The following is a 15,519-nucleotide window of genomic DNA, read 5'->3' on the forward strand; positions in this document are numbered from 1 at the left end:
GCTCAGGGACCCGTCCTGGGTCGCTGAGCCTGTCGAAGCGCCGCGGGTAGGGTGCAACACAAACCCGCCCGCGGCATCCGTGCACGTACCCTGAAAACATGAAGTACGCAGACTCGATCGTCGACCTCGTCGGCGACACGCCCCTCGTGAAGCTCCAGCACGTCACGGAGGGCGTCGCGTGCACCGTGCTCGTCAAGCTCGAGTACATGAACCCCGGCGGCTCGTCGAAGGACCGGATCGCCTCGCGCATCATCGACGCGGCCGAGGCTGCCGGCGACTTGAAGCCGGGCGGCACGATCGTCGAGCCGACCAGCGGCAACACGGGCGTCGGACTGGCCCTCGTCGCTCAGCAGCGCGGCTACAGATGCGTCTTCGTGCTGCCGGACAAGGTCGGCGACGACAAGATCGACGTGCTGCGGGCGTACGGCGCCGAGGTGGTGGTGACGCCGACGTCGGTCGCCCCCGACAGCCCGGAGTCGTACTACAGCGTGAGCGATCGCCTGACCCGGGAGATCCCCGGTGCGTTCAAGCCGAATCAGTACGAGAACCCGAACGGGCCGCGCAGCCACTACGAGACCACGGGTCCCGAGATCTGGCGCGACACCGACGGCACCGTGACGCATTTCGTCGCCGGCGTCGGCACGGGCGGAACCATCACCGGCACCGGCCGTTTCCTGCGCGAAGTGTCGGACGACCGGGTGCGCATCGTCGGCGTCGATCCCGAGGGCAGCGTCTACAGCGGCGGCACCGGGCGCCCCTACCTGGTCGAGGGCGTGGGTGAGGACATCTGGCCCGGAGCGTACGACCCGAAGGTGCCGCACGAGATCGTGGCCGTGGGCGATGCCGACGCTTTCGCGATGACACGTCGCCTCGCCAGGGAAGAGGGCATCCTCGTCGGCGGATCCAGCGGCATGGCGGTCGTGGGAGCGCTGCGGGTCGCGCGTGATCTTCCCGCGGATGCCGTGATGGTCGTGCTCCTCCCGGACGGCGGCCGGGGCTACCTCGGCAAGATCTTCAACGACGGCTGGATGCGGTCGTACGGCTTCAGCGACGTGGAGGAGGGGGAGACCGTCGCCGATGTGCTCGCCGCCCGCACCGCGCGTGCCGCGCAGGGGCCCCGCGCCGGCATCCCTGATCTCGTGCACGCCCATCCGACCGACACCGTGCTCGAGGCGATCGGCATGATGACCGAGTACGACGTCTCTCAGCTGGTCGTGCTCAGCGCCGAACCGCCGGTGATGATGGGCGAGGTCGTCGGCACGGTCGATGAGAAGGGGTTGCTCGATCTGCTGTTCCGCGGTGAGGCGCAGCCGACCGATGCGCTCGGCACGCACGTGGGGGCGCGGCTTCCGCTCGTAGGCATCCATACGTCCGTGGCCGATGCGCGCGCTGCGCTCGCCGAGGCCGACGCGCTCCTCGTGACCGAGGACGGCAAGCCCCACACCGTGCTCACCCGACAGGACCTGCTGTCGTACCTGTCGCGCTGACGCGCGGCGTAACAGGGACGGATGCCGCGCACGGCACGGTCGTAGGCTGAAGGAATGTCCGAGCACTCCTTCGCCACCCGAGCCATCCACGCGGGCCAGGCGCCCGATCCGATCACGGGCGCGATCATCCCTCCGATCTACCAGGCCTCCACGCACGTGCAGGACGGCATCGGCGGCTTCCGCGAGGGCTTCGAGTACAACCGCGCGGGCAACCCGACGCGGTCCTCGCTCGAGACGCAGCTCGCCGCGCTCGAAGGGGGCGTCGAAGCGCTCTCGTTCGCCTCGGGCCTCGCCGCGGAGGACGCGCTGCTGCGCGGCATCCTGAAGCCCGGCGATCACGTGCTGCTCGGCAACGACGTGTACGGCGGCACCTACCGCCTGCTGACCAAGGTGCTGGCGCCGTGGGGCATCGAGACGACCACCGTCGAGCTCGCCGATGCCGAGGCGATCCGCGCGGCGATCCGCCCCGAGACGAAGATCGTCTGGCTCGAGACGCCGAGCAATCCGCTGCTGAAGATCGTCGACATCGCGCAGATCGCCGAGATCGCTCACGCGGCGGGTCTCACCGTGGTCGTGGACAACACCTTCGCCTCGCCCGCTCTGCAGCAGCCGCTCGCGCTCGGCGCGGATCTCGTGGTGCACTCCACGACGAAGTACCTCGGCGGGCACTCCGACGTCCTCGGCGGAGCCGTGGTGTTCGGCGACGACCGCCACTTCGACCAGGTGAAGTTCCAGCAGTTCGCCGTCGGCGCGGTCTCCGCGCCGCTCGACGCCTGGCTCACGACCCGAGGCATCAAGACGCTGGCGGTGCGGATGCGTCAGCACTCCGAGAACGCGCAGGCGATCGCCGAATGGGCCGAGAGTCGTCCGGAGTTCGCCGATGTGTTCTATCCGGGGCTCGCCTCGCACGCCGGGAACGAGATCGCGGCGAAGCAGATGAGCGGATTCGGTGGGATGCTGTCCCTCGGCCTTTCCGCGGGAGCGGACGCGGCGCGCGCCTTCGCCGAGAGCACCTCGCTGTTCCAGCTCGCCGAATCGCTCGGCGGTGTCGAGTCGCTCATCGGGTACCCGCCCGAGATGACGCATGCGTCCGTCCGCGGCACGGCTCTCGCCGTGCCCGAGAACATCGTGCGACTCTCGGTCGGCATCGAGGACGTCAGTGACCTGATCGCCGATCTCGAGCAGGGTCTGGAGCGCCTCGCCCGCTGAGCGAAGGCGCCCCGGTTGCGGGTACGATGGGTTGTTTCCCCGGTCGAATCGTTTCGATCTCGCGCGCCCCCACGCCTGACCTCCGGAAGGACCGTCGTGCCCGACGCTCCACATACTGACTCCATCCCGACGACCCCGCAGCCCGAGCGCACCGCCACCGGCAGCATCCGCACCGCCACCGGCACGATTCGCACGGTCACGGGCAGCATCCGCACGTCCACCCCGACCGGTGCCATCCGCACCCTCGGCAGCAATCCGGCGACCGCGCCGATCATGCTGCACCCCGGGGATGCGATCTCGCTGGGCCGGCGGACGCTCTACATCATCCTCCTCGGCGCCCTCACCGCACTCGGCCCCTTCACGATCGACCTCTATCTTCCGGCGTTCCCGGTGCTGGAGGAGGACTTCCAGACCACAGCCGCCGCGATCCAGCTGACACTCACCGGCACGATGATCGGCTTCGCAGTCGGTCAGCTCGTCGTGGGACCGCTCAGCGACAAGGTCGGCCGACGGATGCCGCTGATCGCCGTGACAGCACTGCACGTGCTCGCGAGCGTCGCGGCCGCGTTCGCACCCGACCTCGCGCTGCTCAGCGCCTCTCGGGTGCTGATGGGCATCGGTGCCGCGGCCGGCGGCGTCGTGGCCATGGCGATCGTGCGCGACCTGTTCGGCGGCCGGCGTCTGGTGGTGATGCTCTCGCGGCTCGCGCTCGTGTCGGGCGTCGCACCCGTGATCGCGCCGCTCATCGGCTCGTGGCTGCTCACGCTCATGCCGTGGCGGGGAATCTTCGTGGTGCTCGCGGCGTACGGCGTGATCATGCTGGTGTCGGCGGTCCTGTTCATCCCCGAGACCCTGCCCGCTGCCCGCCGCCAGGGCGGCCGTGGCGGCTCGACCATGCTGCAGCGGTACAAGTCGGTCCTCTCGGACCGCGTGTTCATCGGCGTGCTGATCATCGGCGGCATGAGCTTCTCCGGTCTGTTCTCCTACCTCTCGGCCTCGCCGTTCCTGTTCCAGGAGACACACGGACTCGACGCGCAGCAGTACGGCCTGCTGTTCGCGGTGAACTCGCTCGGCGTGGTCACGGGTGTGCAGGTCGCCTCGCGCCTCGCCGCGCGCTTCGGCCCGCAGTGGGTCCTCGCGTACTCCACCGCGATCCTCCTGCTCGCCGGTGTCGCGATCATCGTCACCGATCAGCTCGGCCTCGGCCTGTGGGGAACCGTCGTGCCGCTCTTCGTGTTCATGACCGCGTGCGGCTTCACGTTCCCGAACGTGCAGGTGCTGGCACTGGACCGACATGGCAAGGCGGCGGGCACCGCGGCATCCGTGCTCGGAGCGGTGAACTTCGGTGTCGCCGGTCTCATCTCCCCGGTCGTCGGGTGGATCTCGAAGGACGCCGGCATCACGGCAACCACCATGGCGTCCGTCATGGTCGGCTGCGCGGTGATCGGCATCCTGTCGCTCTGGCTGATCGTGCGCCCCCGCTCTGTCGGGATGCTCACTCCCTGACTTTCGGCATCGATCCGACAGAATAAGACGATGAACAGGCGCATATTGCTGTGGACGGGGGTGGTGTCCCTCCTTCTCGCGACGGGTATCGGCGCCTTGGTGGTCTTCGGGTACACCGAGACGCCGGGCTTCGATCGGTGGTGGAACGACACCATCGCAGCCATCCGCGGCGATTGGATGTACTCGTTCGCGCTCGCGATGAACTGGATCGGCGGCGGGTGGGTGGCGATCCTCGGCGTGCCGCTGCTCGCGATCATCGCCCTTGTGCTGGCGCGGCGTTGGCGCAGCGCGCTGTTCGCCGCGATCTGCTTCGTGATCAGCGCGGCCGTCGTCCAGCTGCTGAAGCAGCTGTTCGGGCGGGCGCGTCCCGACGACATGCTGGTCGTCAGCGATTACGGCTCGTTCCCGTCCGGTCATGCCGCGAACGCGGCGACGATCGCGATGGTCGTCTGGGTGCTGTTCCCGAAGGTCTGGACCGCGATCATCGGCGCCCTGTGGGTGCTGGGGATGGCGCTGTCGCGCACGTTCCTGTCGGTGCATTGGCTGAGCGACACCGTCGGCGGTGCTCTCGTCGGCGCGGGCGTCGTGCTCGTGCTGGCCGCGTGGCTGCTGCCGTGGGTGACGCGAACGCGACCCGATGCGATCGGCACCTCGGCAGACGAGAAGCGCACGGTCCCGGAGGGACCCTGATGGCGAGCATCCGTCCCTATCGTCCCTCGGATCGCTCCGCCGTGTCCGAGATCTGCGTCAAGACAGCGGATGCCGGCGCGGACGCGACCGGCATCCTGTCGGATGACGAACTGTGGGGCGCGCTGTTCGCGGTCCCTTATGTGGAGCGGCACCCGGATCTCGCCTGGGTCGTCGAAGCGGAAGACGGACGCACCATCGGGTACATCGTCGCCACCGATGACACCGACGCCTTCTACACCTGGTTCCGGGACGAATGGTGGCCCGCGTTCCAGGAGCGCTTCCCGCGAGCGGAGGAGCCCCGCACCCGTGAGGAGCGGATGATCGAGTACGGCTACACGCGGATGCCGGGCATCGAGCCGAACGCCGTCGACTTCCCCGCGCATCTGCACATCGATCTGCTGCCCGAGACGCAGGGGCAGGGGCTCGGGCGACGTCTCATGGAGACCCTCTTCGCCGAGCTCACGGGTCGCGGGGTGCGCGGGCTGCATCTGGGCATCGACCCGAACAACGCCGGTGCCGCCGCGTTCTACGCGCGACTCGGCATGGAACGGCTGCCGTCGGCTCCCGGCGGTCAGCTGTACGGCGTGACGTTCGACACCGCGGCGGGCTGATTCGCGTCAGGGTGCGGGTTCGGTCTCGGCGCCGTCGGGCGGATCCTGGCGGTCGAGAGTCGCTCTGAGCTCGGCATTCTCGTCTTCCAGGCCCATCACTCGCCCGATGCCGGCCAGGTTCACGCCGTCGGTCTGCAGGTCGGCGATGCGACGCATCCGGTCGAGATCGTCGGCGCTGTAGCGCCGAGTACCGCCGTCGGTGCGGGCCGGGGCGACCAGACCCCTCCGTTCGTACAGGCGGAGGGTCGCCGGGGGAAGGTCGAGGAGCTCTGCGGCGATGCCCATCGTGTAGACCGGTCGGTCGTTCGCTGATGGATCCATGCCCGAAGTCTGTCGTTCACACTTGCATTTCGTCAAGCTTCGAGGTACAAAATATGTATCAACTGATCCACATCTCTCCGGGTCGCGGTGGAGGGCCCCCTCGGCATCGCGACGGTACGCGACGACAGGTATGGAGGTGATCGCTGTGACGGCAGTGAGCTCGGTCGAAGGCTCAGAGGTCTCGTTCGCGGACATCGTCTGCGCGGATCCCGAATGGGTCGCTGCGGAGTTCGCGGAGCTGGTGGCCGGCATCGCTTCGGTGGTGACATCGACGGCTGCGATGCCGCTTCTGGGCGCCGTGCCGCGTCGCGCGGTTTGGCACCTCCGGCCTCCTGTCGGCAGCGGATGGCTTCCGAGCGTGCCCGAGCGGGTGCGTGCGCCTCCGGCGTGAGAGATGTGCCGTTCGAGTCCGAAGCAGACGGCCGTCTCGCGCCGTCATCCGATGGAAGGAGATTCTTTCACCATGTCGATGTCATTTGATCCTTTCAGCCAGCTGGACCGCATCGCCCAGAGCGTCTTCGACACCAGTCGGCAGCCCCGGCTGATGCCCGTCGACCTCTTCCGCGAAGGCGACCGCTACGTCCTAAACGCCGACCTGCCCGGGGTGGACCCGGGGTCGATCGATGTGGACGTCGATGGCCACCTCCTCACGATCCGCGCGGAACGCACAGAGGCGAAGCGCGACAACTCGCGCTGGCTGGCGCAGGAGCGTCCGTTCGGCTCCTATGTCCGCCGCTTCACGATCGGTGACGACGTGGACGCGCAGAGCATCAGCGCCGCGTATGACAACGGCGTGCTCAGCGTGATGATCCCGATCGCGGAACGCGCCAAGCCGCGCAAGATCCAGATCGAGTCGATGGCAGGTCACGGCGCCAAAGCCGTGACCGCCTGAGATGACCCGTGCGGGACGGTCGCCGGAGCGTTCGGCGGCCGTCCCGCGACGGCCCCGCCGAAGAACGGAAGGAACACGAGATGAGGGAAGTGCCGGAAGCGCGATTCGAACTCCGCAAGGTCGCGGAGAAGGAATGGTTGATCCTCGACCACAAGTACACGGCGAACGACCCGCGACGCACCGTGGGCTGCGTGTACGAGGTCGACGAGTACGAGGTCGAGGTCATGTGGCTGCGGACGCTTCCCGCCGCCACCAGGTACATGTCGCCCACCGAGGCGCTGGAGGATGTCCGCCGGCTGCATGACCGGAGCAGGTCGACCCGACCGATCCCCATCCCGCACCTGCCGCCGCTCGTCGCCTCGTAGGAGAGCAACGCGAATGCACGAAGGGCCCCGCAGATGCGGGGCCCTTCGTTTTGGCGGTGACGGCGGGACTCCGGTGCTCGCTGCGCTCGCTCCTCCCCGAATCCCAGTGCTCGATAAACGTCAAGAAGGGCCCCCGCTGGCGCGGAGACCCTTCTTGACGTTTGGCGGTGACGGCGGGATTCGAACCCGAATCCTGCTACCGCCGTTCCGGGGCTGCATCCCGAGAGTCGCGTGATTACGGGCATTTTGAGGCGTCCTCGATCAGGGGGACCTGTCAGCCATTCGGGAAATCGTTGCCACCTCGTTGCCACAACGCGCATGCACGACCGATGGTCGGCCCTCGACGAGTGGATGACCAGAGAGCTCGGTGGCTGAGTTGAGCGACGCATGAGCACTACAGTCGGCTTCATGATGGATCTCTTGCGCTGGGACGGTTGGCCAAACGCTGCGGAGTGGCAAGCATTCTGGGCCTTCGTCACCGCTGTCATAGCCCTCGTCGCCGCGATCATCGCGCTCCGTCAATATCGAATCTCGGTGAACAGCAGGCTCGAGCAGGCACGCCCGTTCGTCGTGGTTGACTTCCGGTTCCTGGGTGCGCTCTACGCGTGTATTGACGTATCGAATGCCGGACAGACCGCCGCTCGCAACATCCGGTTTGAGTGGAGCGAGCGCCCGGTCGCATTGGACGAAAGAAGTCAGGAAGCCCTCGATCGCGCCATGGTCGACGGCAGTATTCCGTTCCTGGCGCCGGGGCGAAAGATCAGCTACATGCTGAACCGCTATGACGACGACCAGAACCCGACTGATCTGCCGCGCCGATACGAGGTCAAAGCTATCTACGACGGGCCCGCCGGCGATTCGTGGGACAGCGAGAGTGTTCTTGACGTGGATCAATGGGCGGCGACTCTCGTCGAGCGCGACCGCTACGCCGACGTCACCAGCCAACTCAAGAAGCTCGCGGAGGCCGCACACAACCAGAAGCAGGCCGACGAGGCCCTGACTCGCGCTGCGGACTCGCTGAACGTGCACCTTGAGGCAGGATTCCGCGTTCAGACCGCCCGGCAACGGATTCAGGAGGAGCGCGAGGCTCGCTGGAAGATCCAGGAGGAGCGCACCGCTCGATTGTTCGGATCCGCACAGCCGGCGAATTCTCCGGCGGGCGATGACGCACCTGCAGCGGAAGGGTCCGATCCGATCGAGTAGCCTCGGGACATGCCAACACCTGAGTTCCTTGACTTCGATGTCGAGCGTCTCGCGCGGTTCGATGATGCTCGCATGTCCGCCGCCCTCGAATCCGAACCCGCGCTATACATAAATCATCTTCGGATTGCGAAGTGGCTCGATGGGTACGCTACCGATCGCGAAGCTGACGATGACGCGGACTACGCCCGTGGTCTCCGCGAGATCGCGGCTCATCTTCGCCAGGGCGACCTTCTCAACGCGGGTCTTCTGCTGCGGCGCGACTGACGCCCGCCCAAGCAGAAGGCGGCTCAGCTGTCCTAGTGAACTGCCTGCCGCCTTCTGTGGTCTAGTCTACCCGTCGTGTTCGGGGCAATCCAGCGGTGGGATCCGTTCCGTGATCGTGCCCTGATGACGGAACCAGTGTCCGCCTCGATGGCACCAGATCGGCTTGGTGGGGTGGGTCTTGCGGCGCATGAGTCTGCTCCTCGGTCGTTCACGGGCGATCTGCCTGTGGACCGCGGAGTCTAAGTCGCCGGTGTCGTCGGGTGTCTACGTTGCGCGATGAACATCGCGAGATCGCTCTCCGCGATGCGCTGATTCTTCCGCGTGTCACCGAGTTCGACGACGGGTAGCTCCCCGCGCTTGATGCGCTCGTAGACCCAGTCGATTCCCACTCCGAGGATCTCGGCGACGTCGACGACCTTGAGGAGGCGGCTGTTCACTCGCTCGGCGGGAGGGGCTTCCCAGCGCCAAGCTGGTGAAGCTCTGCGGCCGACAGCGATCCAAGATCCGTTCCGTCAGGGAGCCGCGTGTCGACGCGCTTCACCGCCCGTCGAAGCCAGTCACTTTCCTCGTTGGCGAAGGCGATAGGAGTGCCGGCGAACTCTGCATGGTTCCCGAACGGCGAGAGCGACATGAGCGCGTCTGGATCGGGGACCGCGACCTCCGGGTGAAGCGTCACGGTGACGGTGCCTGAGTCAAATCCGACTTCAGCGCCGACGGCGAGGAGAACGCCGGCCTTAGCCCGCTCGTCCAGGAAATTCGTGAAGGCCGAGACTACCTGATCGTCGGTGGGATCTTCCGTGTGAGTCATGCCGCGAGTATGACACGGACGACCGACGCTCGAACGGAGAAAGGGCCCCGGCGGAGGCGGTCGCCGGGGCCCAGCGGAGCACGCTGCAGAAAGGGCCAGGAACGGCAGCGGCTCCGGTCTAGTGGAATCGTGCGAACGCTGCGTCAACGGCGGCGGCGTCCCTTGCCTTCTCCTCAGGTGTGCGGGAGTCAGGACGGGCGGCCGGGGTCGGCGGAGTCGGGAAGCTGTCGACGGTGGCGGCGCGCAGAATCGCGTCGCGGTGGCCTCCGGGGACGTTGCTCTCGACTGTGCGCTGCACACGATCCGCGAACGTGCGGAGGTAGCTCACCGTCGGGGCGAGTTCCTTCTCGTAGGCGAGCGCGGCGGCGAAGCTCGGGACGACGCTGGCGATCGCGTCCCGGACGCTCCGAGTCAGCGCCTCCAGGTTGGCGCCCTTGATGTCCCGGCCGACGAGGTAGGCCGGGAGCTCCTCTGCGACGACGCGCCGCTCGTCCCCCACGGCGACCTGGACAGCCTGCAACCCGTCGATCTCAGCGCCCACGGGGCTCTGCTGGTCAAGAGACACCTTGAGGCGCTCCCAGGCCCGCACAGCACGGCTCTCGGCGAGCAGCTGCTCAGCCGCACTCCCGCCGGCCGGCGTGTAGATCGCGTCAGTCTCGCGTTTCACGGCGGCCGCCGCCGACGCCTCGAGCGAGTCGAGCGCGGATCGCACTGCGCCGATCTTGGTCATCCATCCGCCGGCGCGGGAGTCGCGGGAGACGGCGTCGGCGTGCCCGGCTTCGGTCAGGAGGCCCTGATCGACGCTGTCGCGATGCCGGCGCACGGATGCGTCGTGCTGGTCGAGTACTGCGTCGAGATCGTCGCGGAGGGTCTGGCTGGTGGTCATGATTGTCTCTTTCCTGGTGGTGGCGACGGGCGTCGCCGACGTGTCTGGGGGACGGGAGTACCTATAGCCGCGCTTCGGCCCAATGCTGTTCTCGTATCTCTTTGAGCAAGCGGTATGCGTCCTGCTGGACTTCGCCATTCAGCGTGATGTTGGGCCGGCTGAGGTTGTTCGACATGCGTTCGAGAAGGTAGACGATGCGTTCATCCGCGGCGAAGGTGCCCGCGGGCGCCGAAGCCGAAATCGCGTTCGTGACGGTGAGAACGGGAAGCAGAGACTGGCCGAGCAGGGTCTCGCCGCCGCGGACCGGGAACACCGGGCCGCCGTCGGCGAAGCGAGGGATGTCGATGTTGTGCTCACGAATAGCCCGGCGGATCCGCATCACCCCGGCATGGCCGCCGGCCGCCTGAACTTCGGCGGTCGGAAGCACATGCTCGCCGTTCGACAGCAGAGCCGGAATGGAATCCGACGTCGACGTGCCCGGCCCGAAGATCGGCCCGCCGCCGGCACGCTTGAAGCCCGGGATATCCGGATTCACGTTGACGCCGCCGCCGTAATACGAGCTGACCTTGACACGGACATCCCGAGGGATGGCCGCAATCGCGCTGTAGACCGTCGCGAAAGAGCCATCATCCTTGAACACCCGAACGGTCCCGTTCGGCAACGTCTCCGTCTTGACGCCGAGCGCTGTGAGTGCCTCCATCAGCCCCGGGATGGACGGCGTCTCGACGGTGAACTCTCCGTTCGGTGTCTCCATGATCCGTTGGGCCAGCTCGAGGAGTTGCTGCTTCTCGACGTCGATGGTTCCTTCGCTGGTGATCAGGTACGCGGTGACGCTGGGAGTGTCGAGCATCGTGCTGATCAGGGCCTCGACCTGCTCCGCACCCATGCCCGAATCTGTCGCGATGGCACGGAGCTTGTCGATGTAGGGCTGGGCTGCCGCTACTCCGGCGTCCATGGCGCCCGCGGCGTTGCCGTTCTCCTTCGCGAAATCGACGGCCTGGGTGATGGCGGTCAGCATCTGATCGTTGAGCCGCACAACCTGGTCGTTCAGTTGCAGGCCAGCCCGCGTCGTCGTGTCGATCCCGCCGGCGGACGTGATCAGGGAGGCGGCCAGCCGGTTCCCGTTCTCATCGGTCTGGGCGAAGGCCTCCGAGAGATTCAGCGCCTGTTCGTTGAGATCGCGAGTGAGCTCCGATTGTGTCTTGGTCCCGCCGTTGAGCTCGTCGAGTGCCTGCTTCAGCGCTCGAAGTCGCTCGGTCGCGTCACGAGTAACGTCGCGCGCGATGTTGAGCGCCTCGTTGAAACGCTGGTTGGATCGTCCTGCCTCGCCTAGCTCTTGCGCGGCCAAGCGAGCATCCTCCGCATGCTGTCGCGTCTCCGCGCTCACGTCCTGCAGAGCGGTCGACTCCTCGTTGAGGATCTTGATCACTTCCTGAGCGCTGAGGGTGTACTTGTTGCCCTCACCGGTGCCGACGCCGTACTGGCGGCCGTTCTCCTCGATGGCCGCGGAGACACGATCGAAAGCCTCGGGTTGGCCCATCACAGCATCGATCAGGTCGTTGTAGCTGACCTTGAGTTCATCGGCGAGAGCGCGAGCGTTGCGGTCCGCGAGGGTCTTCTCCACCTGAGCCCGCGTCGCCGCCGTGAACGCGCCCGTAGTCTCCACGAGAGTGTCCTTGTATGCGGCCATGCGATCCTCGGCGGCTTGTGCGGATTCACCCTGGGCGGTCAGCGCAGCGGTGAGGATCGCGGCGGCCGTCGACACCCCGAGGATGATCAGGCCGACAGGGTTCGAGATGAACGCTGCCTTCAGCGAGTTGCTGAGGCCCGTGGCGGCCTTCCCGGCGACACCGAAGGTGCCGGACAGGCGGGAGGTGTTGCCCTCCATGCCGGCGAGAGCGGCCTGGACCGCTGCCTGCTCGCCGATGCGGCGGATGCCGTCGACGAATCCGGTGATCGCGGGCGTGCCGTTGCGCATCGCGACGAACACGGCCAGGCCGGCCGCGGCGGTTGCGAGCATCGGTGCCGGGATGTCGCCGATCAGGTCCGCGAGGGGACCGGCGACCGAGACGACTGCCTGGATGCCGCTCGCCACGACGGGAAGGGCCGCATTCAGCGCGCCCGACATCGTCGAGGCCAGCTCCACCGTCACGGGGAGCAGCGGCTTGAGTTCGCCCATGAGCGAGCCGAGCTCTTTGCGGAGTTCGGGCGATGCCAGGGCCGCGCCGGCGATCGCGCCACCGAGAGGACCGAAAGCGGGCACGAACCGGCCGACGATCGGCAGAGAGGCGAGCAGCTGCGAGTTGACACCGAGTACTGCGCCGGCCATGGCCGCGAGACCCGGGCCGTGACCTGACAGAGCGTCGAGGCCATCCTCGAGGCGTGAGGAATCCCACGACCGGATCTGGACGCGCGCCTGCTCCAGCGTGGTGGTGATGCCAGCAAACGCAGGCATGGCCCGGTTCACGAGCATCGAGACGACGGGCGACGTGTGCGACTCGACGGCCCGCATGATGTCCGCGACCTGGTTGCCCCAGATCACGGCCATGCCGCCGCCGTTCTTCGACACGAACGGCTCAGCGAGAGCCGCCCCGATGTCGCGGGACGCTGCGGCGATGCGGTCCTTCGTGCCAGCGAACGTCTCCTTGACGTTGCTCGCGGCACCAGCGAACTTCGTGCCCATCTGGGCCACCAGCACGTCGATGGCCTCGCCGGCGTCGAGGGTGCCCTTGGTGACGGACTCCCGGATCTCGGCGGCGCTCTTGCCGAAGCCCTGACCGAGCAAGGTCGCCGCGTCGAGCCCACGCTCGCCGAGCATGTTGAAGTCCTCGGCCGTGAGCTTCCCGGAGGAGCGGATCTTCGCGAGGATCGAGACGATGTCGGAGATCTGCTCGTTCGACCCACCGACGGCCGCCACCGCGTTCTGCACGGCGTCGAGGATCGGGATGACCTTGCCGGCCTCGAACCCGAAGCCGATGAGCTGCTGCTGCGCCGAGATGAAGACAGACTTCGAGAAGGGGCTGTTCCGCGCGAACGCGTCGAGCTTGTCCATCTGCGCGTTCGCGGCTTCCGCGCCGCCCATCAGCGTGGCCATCGCTGCGCGGGAGGTCTGCTGCAGCTGGTTGTACGCCGTGCCCGTGGCGAACAGCTTCGCGACGTAGGCGGCAGCCGCGACGCTCGCGACACCAATCGTGGTTGCGGCCCCGCGGAACGCGGCTTCACCGGTCTTGCCGAGCTTCGACGCTACAGAGTCGGCATCGTTCAGCTTCCCTCGGAAACGGTCCAGATCCCGGCCGGCAGCGTCGACCCCACCCAGCTGGATGGTTGCGACGAGATCCGCGGCGCTGTAGCTCATGCTTCCGCTCCCGCCGTGCGTGTGCGCCATTCTTCGAGAGCGGCGAGCATCTGATCTGCCTTGACCGCGGTGAGGTCTGCGTGGGTGCGGAGGTTCTCGGCGAGGGGGTGAGGTGAGGTTGCGCCGATGCTGCGGATAAAGATCAGCAACCGCTCGATGATGGCGGCCATGAGCACGTCTTGGTGATCCGCCGGGCGGTCGAGGTCCTGGACGCTCTCGTGGACGACGGCGGCGAGCACGTCGAGTGCGTCATTCGGTCCGGCCTGGAGGGCTGTCGCGGCGAGTTGGAACGCGGCCTCGTGCGCCGTGGACTCGTACAGGTCGACGGCGGCGGGTGCCGTGATGCCGAAGATCTCGGCGGCCCTACGCATGAGCCAGCTCGCGGTGTCGGTTGGCACTGTGGCGGGCGTGGATGCCGAGGGCGTCCCAGGCCATCCAGAAGGGGAGCGGGGAGCCTTCGAGCGCGGCGCTGAGGCGGCCGGCAAGGTCCTCCATCGCGGCGGTGTCCTCGGGGGTGATGGCCTGCAGTGCGAGGGCGAACGCCCCGCGTCGGGGATCGGCTGGCGCGGTGTCGAGGTCGACGGCCGCGGAGTCCAGGTCGACGGCGTAGCGTCGCTGTCCGATCCGCTGCGCCTTGATCTTGCCGGTGTGAATCCAGTGGCGGATCGTGGACGGCGCGACGTCGTATTCGCGGGCGGCGTCTGCCACCGTGCCGATCCGGGGTGTCACCGTCATGCTCATGCCCTTCGAGGATGCGCGTCGAGCAGGGACGGAATCACGGAGGATTCGGTCGCTACTCGGCGGGCACCTGGCGGGCCGAAACGCGGGAGTGAGTCGTACCTGACGACCCGCTCAACCACGGAGCACTCAACAGCGGTTGGAACTGATTGCCTCTATCCTCCCACGTTTAGCAACAACACGAAGCGGTAGGAGGCGGAATCTTGCGGCGTGTCGCACGCCTGCCGGTGCAGGCCTCAGTCGTCGGGGCGCCCGCGGCGGGGCCCGTAGACGCGCCCGGCCCACACGCCGGCCTGTGGCTTCGCGGCCTCGGCGTAGTCCTGGCAGAGCGCCCGCAACGGGCACGGTCGACACACCTTCACGGACAGGAACGTGACCTCATCGCGCTGCAGCTGGTGAGCGTCCAGCGTGAACCGCGTGTCGCCCTTGCAGCCGGGGGCCGCATCATCGAGCGCGCGAGCCAAAGCGTCGAACGCGGTCTCGGCCCGGTCGGTTCGGCTCATCAGCCCGGGTGTGGGCTCGTCCTCGCACGCGCGAGGGCGACCGGTCGCGGTCGTCATGTGTCTTCGTTCCCGACTGTGCCGTAGTTGTCGCCCTCGAAGGTGGCGTTGAGGTTGCTGAGGAATGCGCCGACGAGAACGCGGATGTCGTCATTCCCGGTGTCCTTGAGGGGGGAGGCTTTGGTGGCGTCGGCGAAGGACCGGCTGGCGGCTGCGAGGGACCGCATGATGTGCGCCATGTCGCGGGCGCCGGCGGAGGCTTTGGTGACGTCGATGGCTTCTACGGCGGTATCGAGCTTCGTGAGGATCTTGGAGGCGAGCGCTTCTCGGCGGGCGGCGTTGTCGATCTGCACGGCGGCGGTAGCTGCGGCTGTCTTCGAACGGTTGAAGCTGATGCCGGCGCGGTGTGCGTACTTCGAGACGGTGCTCGTGGATATCCCGATCTCCTTCGCGATCGCGTTGCGGGTCATGCCTTCTCGCGCGAGCTGGGCGACGCGGTCGCGCTGTTCGGCGGTGATGGGCGCGGGGATCGTCACAGGTCGTCTGCCTTGGTCGCGTCGGATGGTTCTCGTGAACAGGTCACAGTGGGCTCGGTCATGGGGTCTGCCTTCTTCGTGGTTCGGTGATGTCGATGATCTCGAGGGGTGCGGGAGCGGTGATGTTGCGGGGGTGGTAGCTGGATTG

At 67.3% G+C, this 15,519-nt stretch carries 19 protein-coding genes; 10 read left to right on the forward strand and 9 right to left on the reverse strand.

The features are described 5' to 3' along the window. Nucleotides 1-98: 98 nt before the first annotated feature. The 5 genes from RS85_RS10960 (at nt 99) to RS85_RS10980 (ending at nt 5,503) form a co-directional block, all read left to right on the forward strand. Nucleotides 99-1,487: a cystathionine beta-synthase gene (locus RS85_RS10960; protein ID WP_046013474.1), complete on the forward strand. Its 1,389-nt coding sequence runs from the start codon at nt 99-101 to the stop codon at nt 1,485-1,487. 54 nt (nt 1,488-1,541) lie between these two features. Continuing rightward, a complete protein-coding gene (locus tag RS85_RS10965; protein WP_046013475.1) occupies nt 1,542-2,696 on the forward strand; it encodes a cystathionine gamma-synthase in 1,155 nt (384 codons plus the stop codon). Nucleotides 2,697-2,792: 96 nt separating this feature from the next. Further along, nucleotides 2,793-4,202, forward strand: coding sequence for a multidrug effflux MFS transporter (locus RS85_RS10970; RefSeq protein ID WP_442921945.1), 1,410 nt, complete (start codon nt 2,793-2,795; stop codon nt 4,200-4,202). 30 nt (nt 4,203-4,232) lie between these two features. Beyond that, nucleotides 4,233-4,892 carry a phosphatase PAP2 family protein gene (locus RS85_RS10975; protein ID WP_046013476.1) on the forward strand — a complete coding sequence of 220 codons (660 nt, stop codon included), beginning with the start codon at nt 4,233-4,235 and terminating at the stop codon, nt 4,890-4,892. Further along, nucleotides 4,892-5,503: a GNAT family N-acetyltransferase gene (locus RS85_RS10980; RefSeq protein ID WP_046013477.1), complete on the forward strand. Its 612-nt coding sequence runs from the start codon at nt 4,892-4,894 to the stop codon at nt 5,501-5,503. Before RS85_RS10975 ends, RS85_RS10980 begins: the two co-directional genes overlap by 1 nt. Nucleotides 5,504-5,509: 6 nt before the next feature. Here RS85_RS10980 and RS85_RS10985 read toward each other — a convergent pair whose 3' ends face one another. Next, complete coding sequence (locus RS85_RS10985; RefSeq protein WP_046013478.1) at nt 5,510-5,824, reverse strand: MerR family transcriptional regulator; 315 nt, start codon at nt 5,822-5,824, stop codon at nt 5,510-5,512. A gap of 145 nt (nt 5,825-5,969) precedes the next feature. Between RS85_RS10985 and RS85_RS10990 the strand changes: the two genes are divergently transcribed. The 5 genes from RS85_RS10990 (at nt 5,970) to RS85_RS11010 (ending at nt 8,548) form a co-directional block, all read left to right on the forward strand. Next, entirely contained in the window at nt 5,970-6,215 is a 246-nt protein-coding gene (locus RS85_RS10990) for a hypothetical protein (RefSeq protein ID WP_152642396.1), read from the forward strand. Between the two features lie 72 nt (nt 6,216-6,287). After that, nucleotides 6,288-6,716 (forward strand): Hsp20/alpha crystallin family protein, encoded by a 429-nt coding sequence (locus RS85_RS10995; protein ID WP_046013480.1) that lies wholly within the window; start codon nt 6,288-6,290, stop codon nt 6,714-6,716. An 80-nt stretch (nt 6,717-6,796) separates the two neighbouring features. Then, nucleotides 6,797-7,081 (forward strand): hypothetical protein, encoded by a 285-nt coding sequence (locus RS85_RS11000; RefSeq protein WP_046013481.1) that lies wholly within the window; start codon nt 6,797-6,799, stop codon nt 7,079-7,081. Between the two features lie 408 nt (nt 7,082-7,489). Next, the gene (locus RS85_RS11005) at nt 7,490-8,284 is read left to right on the forward strand and encodes a hypothetical protein (protein ID WP_152642397.1); all 795 of its coding nucleotides are present in this window, start codon (nt 7,490-7,492) and stop codon (nt 8,282-8,284) included. Between the two features lie 72 nt (nt 8,285-8,356). Beyond that, nucleotides 8,357-8,548, forward strand: a complete 192-nt coding sequence (locus RS85_RS11010; protein WP_200894824.1) for a hypothetical protein — start codon at nt 8,357-8,359, stop codon at nt 8,546-8,548. 239 nt (nt 8,549-8,787) lie between these two features. Here the strand turns inward: RS85_RS11010 and RS85_RS11015 are convergent, their stop codons facing one another. The 8 genes from RS85_RS11015 to RS85_RS19010 form a co-directional block, all read right to left on the reverse strand. Continuing rightward, a complete protein-coding gene (locus RS85_RS11015; protein WP_046013484.1) occupies nt 8,788-8,985 on the reverse strand; it encodes a helix-turn-helix domain-containing protein in 198 nt (65 codons plus the stop codon). Then, entirely contained in the window at nt 8,982-9,356 is a 375-nt protein-coding gene (locus RS85_RS11020) for a hypothetical protein (protein WP_046013485.1), read from the reverse strand. The genes RS85_RS11015 and RS85_RS11020 overlap by 4 nt, the downstream gene beginning before the upstream one ends. A gap of 118 nt (nt 9,357-9,474) precedes the next feature. Further along, a complete protein-coding gene (locus RS85_RS19715; protein ID WP_046013486.1) occupies nt 9,475-10,242 on the reverse strand; it encodes a hypothetical protein in 768 nt (255 codons plus the stop codon). A gap of 61 nt (nt 10,243-10,303) precedes the next feature. After that, nucleotides 10,304-13,597: a tape measure protein gene (locus RS85_RS11030; RefSeq protein ID WP_160298623.1), complete on the reverse strand. Its 3,294-nt coding sequence runs from the start codon at nt 13,595-13,597 to the stop codon at nt 10,304-10,306. Beyond that, a complete protein-coding gene (locus RS85_RS11035; protein ID WP_046013488.1) occupies nt 13,594-13,968 on the reverse strand; it encodes a hypothetical protein in 375 nt (124 codons plus the stop codon). The genes RS85_RS11030 and RS85_RS11035 overlap by 4 nt, the downstream gene beginning before the upstream one ends. Further along, nucleotides 13,961-14,332 (reverse strand): helix-turn-helix domain-containing protein, encoded by a 372-nt coding sequence (locus tag RS85_RS11040; protein ID WP_160298624.1) that lies wholly within the window; start codon nt 14,330-14,332, stop codon nt 13,961-13,963. Before RS85_RS11040 ends, RS85_RS11035 begins: the two co-directional genes overlap by 8 nt. A 239-nt stretch (nt 14,333-14,571) precedes the next feature. After that, nucleotides 14,572-14,895 carry a WhiB family transcriptional regulator gene (locus RS85_RS11045; RefSeq protein WP_046013490.1) on the reverse strand — a complete coding sequence of 108 codons (324 nt, stop codon included), beginning with the start codon at nt 14,893-14,895 and terminating at the stop codon, nt 14,572-14,574. After that, on the reverse strand, nt 14,892-15,371 hold the full coding sequence (locus tag RS85_RS19010) for a helix-turn-helix domain-containing protein (RefSeq protein WP_052703530.1): 480 nt from the start codon (nt 15,369-15,371) through the stop codon (nt 14,892-14,894). The genes RS85_RS11045 and RS85_RS19010 overlap by 4 nt, the downstream gene beginning before the upstream one ends. Between the last annotated feature and the right edge of the window lie 148 nt (nt 15,372-15,519).

Source organism: Microbacterium sp. SA39 (genome assembly GCF_000967865.1).
Classification (GTDB): domain Bacteria; phylum Actinomycetota; class Actinomycetes; order Actinomycetales; family Microbacteriaceae; genus Microbacterium.